The organism is Streptomyces sp. NPDC056479 (assembly GCF_042795335.1).
Classification (GTDB): Bacteria; Actinomycetota; Actinomycetes; order Streptomycetales; family Streptomycetaceae; genus Streptomyces.
In genome coordinates this window covers 541808-552127 of the sequence record NZ_JBHTRZ010000003.1, presented here as the reverse complement: position 1 = coordinate 552127, position 10320 = coordinate 541808, and the positions used below count along the sequence as shown (strand labels likewise).

The 10320-nt window shown below is 71.4% G+C and carries 9 protein-coding genes and 1 pseudogene; 1 reads left to right on the top strand and 9 read right to left on the bottom strand.

The window, feature by feature from the left end:
• The 8 genes and pseudogenes from ACFQ6S_RS14025 to ACFQ6S_RS13990 form a co-directional block, all read right to left on the bottom strand.
• Positions 1 to 685: pseudogene (locus ACFQ6S_RS14025) on the bottom strand (hypothetical protein); the annotation flags it as partial.
• A gap of 349 nt (positions 686 to 1034) precedes the next feature.
• Positions 1035 to 1733, bottom strand: coding sequence for a LuxR C-terminal-related transcriptional regulator (locus tag ACFQ6S_RS14020; RefSeq protein WP_383407830.1), 699 nt, complete (start codon positions 1731 to 1733; stop codon positions 1035 to 1037).
• 106 nt (positions 1734 to 1839) lie between these two features.
• The gene (locus ACFQ6S_RS14015; RefSeq protein WP_383407827.1) at positions 1840 to 2511 is read right to left on the bottom strand and encodes a response regulator; all 672 of its coding nucleotides are present in this window, start codon (positions 2509 to 2511) and stop codon (positions 1840 to 1842) included.
• Entirely contained in the window at positions 2508 to 3851 is a 1344-nt protein-coding gene (locus tag ACFQ6S_RS14010) for a histidine kinase (protein WP_383407824.1), read from the bottom strand. Before ACFQ6S_RS14010 ends, ACFQ6S_RS14015 begins: the two co-directional genes overlap by 4 nt.
• 25 nt (positions 3852 to 3876) lie before the next feature.
• Entirely contained in the window at positions 3877 to 4710 is an 834-nt protein-coding gene (locus ACFQ6S_RS14005; protein ID WP_383407821.1) for an ABC transporter permease, read from the bottom strand.
• A complete protein-coding gene (locus tag ACFQ6S_RS14000) occupies positions 4710 to 5639 on the bottom strand; it encodes an ABC transporter ATP-binding protein (RefSeq protein WP_383407818.1) in 930 nt (309 codons plus the stop codon). The genes ACFQ6S_RS14005 and ACFQ6S_RS14000 overlap by 1 nt, the downstream gene beginning before the upstream one ends.
• 150 nt (positions 5640 to 5789) lie before the next feature.
• Positions 5790 to 6704 (bottom strand): amidohydrolase family protein, encoded by a 915-nt coding sequence (locus ACFQ6S_RS13995; RefSeq protein ID WP_383407815.1) that lies wholly within the window; start codon positions 6702 to 6704, stop codon positions 5790 to 5792.
• Positions 6705 to 6732: 28 nt separating this feature from the next.
• Positions 6733 to 7893: a magnesium and cobalt transport protein CorA gene (locus ACFQ6S_RS13990; protein ID WP_383407812.1), complete on the bottom strand. Its 1161-nt coding sequence runs from the start codon at positions 7891 to 7893 to the stop codon at positions 6733 to 6735.
• A gap of 248 nt (positions 7894 to 8141) precedes the next feature.
• Between ACFQ6S_RS13990 and ACFQ6S_RS13985 the strand changes: the two genes are divergently transcribed.
• Complete coding sequence (locus ACFQ6S_RS13985; RefSeq protein ID WP_383409259.1) at positions 8142 to 9236, top strand: winged helix DNA-binding domain-containing protein; 1095 nt, start codon at positions 8142 to 8144, stop codon at positions 9234 to 9236.
• 259 nt (positions 9237 to 9495) lie between these two features.
• Here the strand turns inward: ACFQ6S_RS13985 and ACFQ6S_RS13980 are convergent, their stop codons facing one another.
• Entirely contained in the window at positions 9496 to 10143 is a 648-nt protein-coding gene (locus ACFQ6S_RS13980; protein WP_383407809.1) for a LysE family translocator, read from the bottom strand.
• Positions 10144 to 10320: the final 177 nt, after the last annotated feature.

The window sequence follows — 10320 nt, the reverse complement described above, 5'->3', positions numbered from 1 at the left end:
GCTCAGGCTTGGCCGGGTAGGCGGGCTTCGACGGGTAGTCGGGCTTGACGGGCTTCGCCGGATACGCAGGCTTCGACGGGAGCTCAGGCTTCACCGGGTAGGCCGGCTTCGACGGGTAGTCGGGCTTTACGGGCTTCGCCGGATACGCAGGCTTCGACGGGAGCTCAGGCTTCACCGGGTAGGCCGGCTTCGCGGGGTACGCGGGCTTGACCGGCTTCGCCGGGTAGGCGGGCTTCGACGGGTAGTCAGGCTTGACGGGCTTCGCCGGGTAGGCGGGCTTGCTCGGGTAGTCAGGCTTGACCGGTTTCACCGGGTACGCGGGCTTCACCGGGTGTGCAGGCTTCTCCGGGTACGCAGGCTTCACCGGGTGTGCAGGCTTCTCCGGATACGCGGGCTTCACCGGGTGTGCCGGGTACTCGGGCTTCACCGGCTTGGCCGGGTACGCCGGCTTCACAGGGTGTGCCGGCTTCTCCGGGTGTGCCGGATACTCCGGCTTCACCGGCTTGGCCGGGTACATCGGCTTCCCCGGGTGGTCCGGATGTGCCGGCTTCGCGGGGTGTTCGGGCTTCGGCGCGTGTGCCGGGTGGGCCGGCGTGTGCGGGTACGGCGTGTGGGGGGTCGTGTGGTCATCGGCGTAGGCGGTGCTCCCGCTCGCCAGGGCGGCTGCGGCGAGCGCGGCGGCCATGGCCGGCGCCAGAACAGATCGCCATCTTGGCGATGTCGTCATCTTCCACTCTCCTCGACTTGGTTCAGGGCCTCGTGACGGCTGGTCAGCACCAAGAGCCGGACAGTGAAATGAATAGGAAATCGGGTGATATGAATAACGCTGCGACGGTCAGAAGCCACCGGATGGGGTAGCGCGGGACGCCAGTTGGCCCGGCGCCGACAGGTGGGGTCCCGGCGCCTGGCCGAGAACTTCCTGAAAGTATCCGGAACCTCCATGCACGCCGACCCGGCCCGCGACACACCGCTGGTGACGGATCGTCAGCAACCGGCCCGGGCGGCGACGCCGCAGCCGCCCGTGCCCTGACGCGTCAGGCCGCAGGCCGGACGAGCCCCGTCTCGTAGGCGAAGGTCACCGCCTGCACGCGGGCGCGGGCGCCGATCTTCGTGAGGATGTTGCTGACGTGCGTCTTGACGGTGGTCGGCGCGATGGACAACCGCTCGGCGATCTCGGCGTTGGACCAGCCGGAGGCGACGGCGACGAGGACATCCCGCTCGCGTCCGGTGAGCGTGTCGAGCCCGGATGAATACGGCCGGGTCCGCGCGGCGCGCTGTTCGCGGACGGCGTCGATGAGCGCACGGGTCAGGGCCGGGGTGACCACGGCGTCCCCGGCGGCCACGACCCGGACGGTCGAGGCGAGTTCGTCCGGCGCGGCGTCCTCGAGGAGGAATCCGTCCGCCCCGGCGCGCAGTGCGGCGTAGGCGTACTCCTCGTGACCGGCGGGGATGAGCACCAGGACTCGGGGGATGGACCGGTCCGTGCCCGCGGGTTCGAGCGAGCGCGGCGGACGCTCCCGTCCGGCGACACGCCGGACGGTGTCGATGCCGTCCGCCCCGGAGAGGCGGCCGGTCAGCAGGACGACGTCGGGACGGAGCGCGGCGCTCATCCGGACCGCCTCGGCGCCGCTCGTCGCCTCCCCGGCGATCTCGATGTCGGGCTCGGCGCCCAGGAGCATGCGCAGGGCGAGGCGCTGGAGAGACTGGTCGTTCACCACGAGTACGGAGACCATGCCTGTCTTCTTCCTGATGGAGGCGGGTGGCGGCCTGCCAAGCAGAACGAAACGGTTTCGTTCACCAATCTAGCGTAGCTCCCGTAAAGGCCGAGTAGGCGATCGGTCAGGACTTCGCCCTGACCAGTCCGGCGTCGTACGCCATGATCACGGCCTGGATGCGATCGCGGGCCCCGATCTTGGCGAGGACCCGGCCGACGTGCTTCTTGACGGTGGACTCGGTGAGGACCAGCCGTTCGGCGATCTCCGAGTTCGTCCAGCCCTGGGCGACGGCGACCAGGACCTCACGCTCACGGTCGCTGAGCGTCCGCAGCCGGGGGTCCTCCTCGGGGGCGGGGCCCGCGGTCGGGGCGAGGACCTGGTGGGCGTATGCGTCCAGCAGCCGGCGGGTCAGACGGGGGGCCACGACGGCGTCACCGGTCGCGACCGCGCGGATTCCGGCGACGAGTTCCTCGGGGCGGGCGTCCTTGAGCAGGAAGCCGCTGGCGCCGGCGCGCAGCCCGTCGTAGGCGTACTCGTCGAGGTCGAAGGTGGTCACGATGAGGACGCGGGTGCGGCCACCGGAGGCGACGATGCGGCGGGTGGCCTCGATCCCGTCCATGCCGGGCATGCGGATGTCCATGAGCACGACGTCGGGACGCAGCTCGGCGGCCATGCGGACCGCCTCGGCGCCGTGCTCCGCCTCGCCGACCGGCTCCAGGCCGGCGGTGCCCTCCAGCAGCATGCGCACGCCCATGCGCTGGAGGGGCTGGTCGTCGGCGATGAGGACGGTGGTCATGGCTGTCGCTCTCCCGGTGGTACGTCGAGCACGACGTCCACGACCCACCCGTGGCCGGTGTCGCGCGGTCCGATGATGACGGTCCCGCCGTACATGGCGGCCCGCTGACGGATGCCGACCAGACCGTGGCCGGGATCGTCGTCCCGAGTCGGCGGCCGCACCCGCGAGGGCTCCTCCGGCGAGGTGCCGGTGTCGGTGACGCGGATGCGTACCTCGCCCGCCTCTACGGCGAGGGTGACCTCGGCGGAGGTGCCGGCCCCGGCGTGCTTGAGCGTGTTGGTCAGCGATTCCTGGACGATGCGATAGACCGTGAGCTGGACGCCGTCGCCCAGGGCGGCGGGATCGCCCGTCGTCCGGTAGTGCACCGGCACGCCCGCCGCGCGCACCCGCGCGAGCAGCGGCTCCAGATCCCCGATGCCGGGCTGCGGGCCGAGCAGCCGCTCGTCGTCCTGCTCCTCGCGCAGGACGCCCAGGACACGGCGGAGTTCGCTCATGGCCTGCCGACCGGTGTCGCCCAGGATGCGCAGGGCCTCGGTGGACTGCTCGCCCCGGCCCGCGGCGAGGGCCGCGGCGCCGTCGGCGACCGTGACCATGACCGAGAGGTTGTGGCCGACGATGTCATGCATCTCGCGGGCGACCCGGGAGCGCTCGGCGGCCGCCGTGAGCCGGAGACGCTGGTCCTGCTCGATCTCCAGGCGCCGGGCGCGGTCCTCCAGCGCCACCAGGTACATCCGGCGGATACGCAGTGTCAGACCGACCGCGACGGCCGCCGTCACCGTGCCCAGCAGGAAGAAGACGCCGAGCAGCGGACGGTCCCCGGGCACCAGCACGAACACCGCCAGCAGCAGCTCCGCCACGGTCACGGCGACCGCCCAGCCCAGCACCCGCAGCGATCCGTTGCGGGCCAGCGTGTACAGGGCGATGAGGGCCGCGAGGCCGGCCGGCAGCCAGACGCCCAGCGACCACTGCACGAGGGACACCGCCGTGATCACGAAGTACGTGACGGCGGGCGCCCGGCGCCGCCACCACAACGGCACGGCGAACGCCGCGACGAGGGCGTACAGGACGGCGGACGGCACCTCGTCACGGGCGTCCGTCTCCCCGATCGGGGAGGTGCCGTCGCCCCACAGCACGTCGGGCAGGCTGATCGCGACGACGAACAGGACCACCGCCGTGTCGAGCAGCCACGGGTGCCGGCGGTCCAGCCGCTGCCGCCGGCTCTGGCCCCGCAGCAACCTGCCCAGCAGGGGATGCGCCCACGCGGCGTCGAACCCGAGGGACGGCGGGAGCACCGTCCCCCGGGTGGTGTCCGCGGCGGCTGCCGGGCGCTCCGGGCTCATGGACACCATTGTCCTCACGCCCTGGTCAGACGTCGGTGCGCACGAGCCGGAGGGCCGCCCCGGCCAGGGCCAGCGCCACCCAGCCGGCGAAGACCGCGAGCCCCGCGCCGGGCGAGAGCGAGCCCGAGGTCTCGTGCAGGGCGTAGACGGCCGACCCCGCGTTGCTGGGGAAGTAGGGGCTGAGCGTGTCGTACCAGGAGTCGGGGAGCAGCGAGGCCAGACCCGGCAGGATCAGCAGCACCCCGACCAGGGCCGCGATGGCCCCGGCGGACGAGCGGATCAGCACGCCCAGGGCCACGCCGAACACGGCCACCAGAGCGAGATAGACCCCGGCGCCGGCCAGCGCGCGCAGGACGCCGTCGTCGCTCAGGGAGAGCGCGATCCGATCACCGTCCAGGCCCGGAGTGCCCAGCTGGAACGCGGCCAGGGCGCCGACCGTGCTGAGGAGCAGGGCGATGGGTCCGAGCACGAGGGCCTTGGACCACAGCACGGGCAGTCGGCGCGGTACGGCGGTGAGGGTCGAACGGATCATGCCGGTGCTGTACTCGCCCGCCGACAGCAGCACCCCGAGCACACCGATCGCCAGCGACGCGAAGGTGACACCGGTGAGGGCCAGGCTCACCGCGGTGCTGTCGCCGTCGGAGCCTCCCGGGCCGGGCGGTCCGCCGGTCGCGACGGCGTCGGGGCTGTAGGTGTACGCGGCGATCGCCCCGAACAGGACCAACAGGAACACGGCGACGCCCAGGGTGATCCAACTGGAGCGCAGCGACCAGAACTTGGCCCACTCGGAGCGCAGGACGCGCACGGCGGTCACCTTGTGGTGCGCCGTGCGGGCGGGGGCGAGGCTGGAGACGGTCATCAGGCGGCCTTTCGCTCGGTGCCGGCCGGAGCACTGCGGTACTCGACGACTTCGCGGGTGAGGTCCATGAACGCCGCCTCCAGGGAGACGGCCTGCGGGGTGAGTTCGTACAGCGCCACCCCGTGCTGAGCGGCGATGGCCCCGATCTCCCGGGCGTCCCGGCCGGTGACCAGCAGTTCCTCCGCGGAGGACGAGCTGATCGTGACGTCCGGGCCGGCCACCAGCGAACGCAGCCGCATGGCCTCGGCCGTGCAGACCCTCACGCCTCCTCCGCTCGCCTCCCGGGTGAAGTCGTCGACGGTGGTGTCGGCGAGCAGCCGCCCCCGCCCGATGATCACCAGATGGTCGGCGATCAGCGCGGTCTCGCTCATCAGATGCGAGGAGAGCATCACCGCCCGGCCCTCGTCGGCGAGCGTGCGCAGCAGATTGCGCACCCACAACACACCCTCCGGATCCAGGCCGTTGACCGGTTCGTCGAGCATCACGATCGCCGGGTCGCCGAGCAGGGCGGAGGCGATGCCGAGCCGCTGTCCCATGCCGAGCGAAAAGGCGCCGACCCGCTTGCCGGCGACACCGGTCAGACCGGCCAGCTCGATGACCTCGTCCACCCGGCGGCGCGAAATGCCGTGCGTGTACGCCAGCGCCATCAGATGGTTGAACGCGCTGCGCCCGGGGTGGACCGACTTGGCCTCCAGCAGCGTGCCGATCTCGTGCAGCGGCGCGGCGTGCCCGGCGTAAGACCTGCCGTTCACCGTGACCGAGCCCTTGGTGGGGGAGTCCAGGCCGACGATCATGCGCATCGTCGTCGACTTGCCCGCGCCGTTGGGACCGAGGAAGCCGGTCACCTCACCGGGCCGGACGGTGAAGCTCAAATGGTCGACGACCGTCTTGTCGCCGTACCGCTTCGTCAGTTCTCGCGCTTCGATCATGGGAGTGGGCCTTCCTGCCACGGACTCGGCCGCGGACGGGCCGCGGTGTCTGTGGCTTCGAAGCTACGAGCGCCGCGGGTCAGGACCTTGGGACCGTGGGGGAATCTTCGGCGGGCGAGTGGTACCCCGGTACCACTCGCCCGCCCCGCGTCACAGCCCGAACAACCGCGCCCCGTTGTCATGGCAGACGGCGCGCAGCCAGTCGTCCCCGAGCTCCAGGCGCTCCAGGGCCGCCAGCTGGTGGACGTAGGGATAAGGGATGTTGGGGAAGTCGCTGCCGAGCAGGATGCGGTCGCCGAGGGCGGTCAGCCGGGGCAGTGCGCGCTTCGGGAACGGTGCGAGGCGTTCGCTGAAGTCGGTGAAGGCCATCGTCGTGTCGAGCCGCACCTCCTCGTACCGTTCGGCGAGGTCGAGGAAGTCCTCGTACTCGGGCAGCCCCATGTGCGCGATGATCAGCCGCAATCGGGGGTGCCGGGCGAGCACACGCGCCACCGGCTCCGGTCCGGTGTGCTTGCCGGGCATGGGTCCCGAGCCGCAGTGGATCACGACGGGCGTCCCGGCCTCGGCCAGCAATCCCCAGGCGGAGTCGAGGAGTTCGTCGGCCGGGTCGTACGCCCCCACCTGCACATGCGCCTTGAAGACCCGCGCGCCCGCCTCGACCGCCCTGCCGACGTAGGCGTCCACTCCCGTCTCCGGGAAGAGCGTCGAGGTGTGCAGACAGTCCGGGGTGCGGACCGCGAAGTCGGCGGCCCAGCCGTTGAGCCACTCGGCCATGCCCGCCTTGTGCGGGTAGAGCATCGAGGTGAAGCTGCGGACGCCGAGGTCCCGGATCACGGCGACCCGCTCGGCCTCCTCCGCGCGATAGGTGATGGGCCACTCCAGCCCGCCGGTCAGCGTGCCGAGCGAGTCGAAGTAGTGCCACACCTTGCGCAGCACACGCTCGGGCATGAAGTGGGTGTGCACGTCGACGAGCCCCGGCAGCCCGAGCCGCCGCCAGAACCGCCGGACCTCGACCGCCTCGTCGGCGGTACTCGCGGCATCGGCGCTCGCTATTCGGTCACTCAAGGCCGCCCCGCCCCTCGCGGATGGCCACTCAAAGCCAGTCCCGCCGCTTGAAGATCACGTACAGTCCGGCACAGATGACCCCCATCAGACCGATCGCGAAGGGGTATCCGAAGCGCCAGCTCAGCTCCGGCATGTGCTCGAAGTTCATGCCGTAGATGGTGCCCACGAGCGTGGGGGCGAAGAGGATCGCCGCCCATGACGAGATGCGCTTGATCTCCTCGTTCTGCTCGAACCCCGCCTCCGCCAACGCCCGCATCTCCGCGTTCTGCTCCTGCGTGACCAGCGTCGCGTTGACCGTGAGGATCTCGGTGAGGGCCTGGCGGAAGCCGTCGACACGCTCGCTGGTGTGGGTCACGTGGTCGGCCACGTCGCGCAGGTACCGCTGGAGTTCCTCGTCCGTGCCGTACTTGGAGAAGCCCGCCATCAGGCCGTGCAGCATGCCGACGAGCGGGCGGGTGGCGCGCTGGAACTCGACCATTTCCCGGGAGAGTTCGTAGATACGGCGGGAGACCTCGGGGTCGCCGCGGAAGACCTCGGTCTCGATCTCGTCGATGTCGATCTGGACGCCCGCGACCACCGGTTCGTAGCCGTCGACCACCGCGTCCAGTATCGCGTAGAGCACCGCCTCTGGGCCCAGCTTGAGCAGCTCCGGCGTCTCCTCCATGCGCCGGCGCACCGCCGACAGGTCGGGGGCGGCGCCATGGCGGACGGTGATCACGAAGTCGGGGCCGACGAACACATGGAGTTCGCCGAAGTCGACCTCCTCGGGCGCGTCCAGATAGCGGGCGGCGCGCAGCACCACGAACAGCGTCTCGCCGTAGCGCTCCAGCTTGGGCCGCTGGTGTGCCTCCATCGCGTCCTCGACCGAGAGGGGGTGCAGGTCGAACTCCGCGGCCAGGGAGAGAAGCTCCGCCTCCGTGGGGCGGGCCAGGCCGATCCATGCCATGCCGGACGGCTGGTCGCGCAGCTCACGGTAGGTCTCGGCGAGGGTGGCGGGGCTGGACACCCGCACCCCGTCCCGGTACAGCGCCGCCTGCACGACACTCGCCACCTCCGACGGCTCCGACGTCTCGGCGGGCGCCGGGGGTGCCGTGGCCGGCGGTTCCGGTGGCTGCGGAGGGGTGAGGGCTCGGCGCCACACGGATTTCATGGAGTTTTTCGAGGCGGGGCGGGCGCGTCGCTCGGACATCGCGGCTGCCTCCCGGTCGAGACGACGAGTGCGTGATCACGGAGCAGGATATACGGGGCGAACGACATGCGGCGGGGTGGGCCGATCCGGGATCCGGTGAGAGATGCGGACGAAAGCTGTCCGCAAGCCCCACTAGCGTGCGGAGCATGACCAAGTGGACCATGGCGAAGACGTCTGAAGCGGGGCAGGCCGCGCAGGCGGCACCGGTGGCGAACACGACCAAGGCGGCCAAGACGAAGGCGGCGACGATGACCGGTACGGACCCCGTACTCAGCACCCGCGCCCTCAACCGCGCCACCCTCGACCGCCAGCTGCTGCTGCGCCGCTCGCCGATGTCCGCCCTCGCGGCCGTGGAGCATCTGGTCGGGCTCCAAGCGCAGGAGGTCAAGCCGCCGTACTACGCGCTCGCCGCCCGCCTCGAGGGCTTCACGCCCGAGGAGCTGTCCGGGCCGCTCGGTGACCGCGCGGCCGTGCGTATGGTCACCATGCGCTCGACGATCCATCTGCACACCGCCGACGACAGCCTCACCCTGCGCCCGCTGGTGCAGCCCGCCAGGGACCGCGAGATCAACTATTTCCGCAAGGGCCTCGTCGGTGTCGACCTGGACCGGCTCGCCGGTATCGCCCGCGAGCTCGTCGAGGCCGAGCCCCGCACCATGAAGCAGCTGCGTGAGGCCCTGAGCGCGGAGTGGCCGGACGCCGACCCGCAGTCCCTGGCCGTCGCCGCCCGCTGCACCCTGCCCCTCGTCCAGGTCACCCCGCGTGGCATGTGGGGCCGCAGTGCCCAGGTCTCCCTCACCACCGCCGAGCACTGGCTCGACCGTCCCAGCGAACCGGCCGCCTCGGCCGACGCCACGGTCCTGCGCTATCTGGCCGCCTTCGGGCCGGCCTCCGTGAAGGACATGCAGACCTGGGCAGGCATGACCCGGATGCGCGCCGCCTTCGAACGGCTCCGCCCCCAGCTGCTCACCTTCCGGGACGAGAACGGCGTCGAACTCTTCGACCTCCCCGACGCCCCGCGCCCCGACCCGGACACCCCGGCGCCGCCCCGCTTCCTGCCCGAGTTCGACAACCTCCTGCTCTCCCACGCCGACCGCACGCGTGTCGTTCCGCCCGCGAACCGTGGCCGTACCTGGCAGGCGAACACCGTCTACTGCCCGTTCCTCGTCGACGGCTTCCTCGCCGGTGTCTGGCGCATCCTCGGCGACGCCCTCGTCATCGAGCCCTTCGGCGAGCTCGGCAGGGCGCAGCGCGCGGACGTGACCGAGGAGGCGGCGCGGACGCTTCAGGTCATGCACCCGCAGGAGTCGTACGACATCCGCTTCGGGACCGTCATCCCCTAGGCCGTGTCCGCAAAGTCCCGCCTGCCCCGCGACGCCTGGCACGCTCCCCCAGAGGGGGACCCCCACTCGCCGCACCGGGCGAAAGCCCGAGTACGTCCAGTACGAGGGCTCCCGCCGGGCACGCCGAGAGCACGCTCCCCCACGCTCGAACAACCTTGCGCGGGGGGACCCCCATCGCCGCCGCGGGGCCCGCCCTCCGGGCGGACGACGGGACTTTGCGGACACGGCCTAGGCCGTGTCCTGGGGCGGGCGAAGGACCTCAGTCCGCCCGGCCCGTCACGGCCACCGTCACTCCGAGCCCGATCATGGTGAATCCGCCCGCCCCGCCGATCATCGACAACCGCCGGTCCGAGCGGGCGAACCAGGTGCGGGTGGCGGACGCGGTCAGGCCCCACAGTGTGTCGGTGACCAGGCCGATCATGATCGGGATGAGGCCCAGCACCAGCATCTGCAGGGGGACCTGGCCCGCCGACTGGTCCACGAACTGGGGGAGTACGGCGGCGAAGAACACGACGCCCTTGGGATTCGTGACGCCGACCAGGGCGCCGTCGAGGACGGTACGCAGATCGCCGCGGGCGGGACGCGCCGAGGCGGGTTCGGCCGCCGACACCCGTAGTTCCCTGCGGTGCCGGAACGCCTGTACGCCCAGGAGGACGAGGTATGCGGCGCCTGCCAGCTTGACTCCGAGGTAGACCGCCGCGGACCGTTCCACCAGCGAGCCGATGCCCACCGCGACCGCGACCACCAGCAGATACGAGCCGAAGACATTGCCGATGGCCGTCGCCACCGCGGTGCGGCGGCCGTGCGCCAGCGCCCGTCCGATGACGAACAGCACGCTGGGTCCCGGGATCAGCACCACCAGGAGCGACATGGCCGCGAAGGCCAGCAGCCGGTCGGCGGACACCATGTCCATCACCTCCGTACGATCCCGGTCATTCAACCCCGGGGCGGACGGACATGGATAGGGGGCGTTGTTGGTCTCTTCTTTGGGCCCCCCACCCCCCCCCCCTTCTCCCCCCCCGCGTTCTCCGGAGAACCCCCTTGCCACACTCCCCCCCCCAACCCCCCCCCCCCTTTCCCCCCC

What these genes read in the sequence shown, in the direction of transcription:
- ACFQ6S_RS14020 (WP_383407830.1), bottom strand. Translation starts at nt 1,733, where the DNA reads ATGGTCTCCGTACTCGTGGTGAACGACCAGTCTCTCCAGCGCCTCGCC.
- ACFQ6S_RS14015 (WP_383407827.1), bottom strand. Translation starts at nt 2,511, where the DNA reads ATGACCACCGTCCTCATCGCCGACGACCAGCCCCTCCAGCGCATGGGC.
- ACFQ6S_RS14010 (WP_383407824.1), bottom strand. Translation starts at nt 3,851, where the DNA reads ATGAGCCCGGAGCGCCCGGCAGCCGCCGCGGACACCACCCGGGGGACG.
- ACFQ6S_RS14005 (WP_383407821.1), bottom strand. Translation starts at nt 4,710, where the DNA reads ATGACCGTCTCCAGCCTCGCCCCCGCCCGCACGGCGCACCACAAGGTG.
- ACFQ6S_RS14000 (WP_383407818.1), bottom strand. Translation starts at nt 5,639, where the DNA reads ATGATCGAAGCGCGAGAACTGACGAAGCGGTACGGCGACAAGACGGTC.
- ACFQ6S_RS13990 (WP_383407812.1), bottom strand. Translation starts at nt 7,893, where the DNA reads ATGTCCGAGCGACGCGCCCGCCCCGCCTCGAAAAACTCCATGAAATCC.
- ACFQ6S_RS13985 (WP_383409259.1), top strand. Translation starts at nt 8,142, where the DNA reads ATGACCGGTACGGACCCCGTACTCAGCACCCGCGCCCTCAACCGCGCC.
- ACFQ6S_RS13980 (WP_383407809.1), bottom strand. Translation starts at nt 10,143, where the DNA reads ATGGTGTCCGCCGACCGGCTGCTGGCCTTCGCGGCCATGTCGCTCCTG.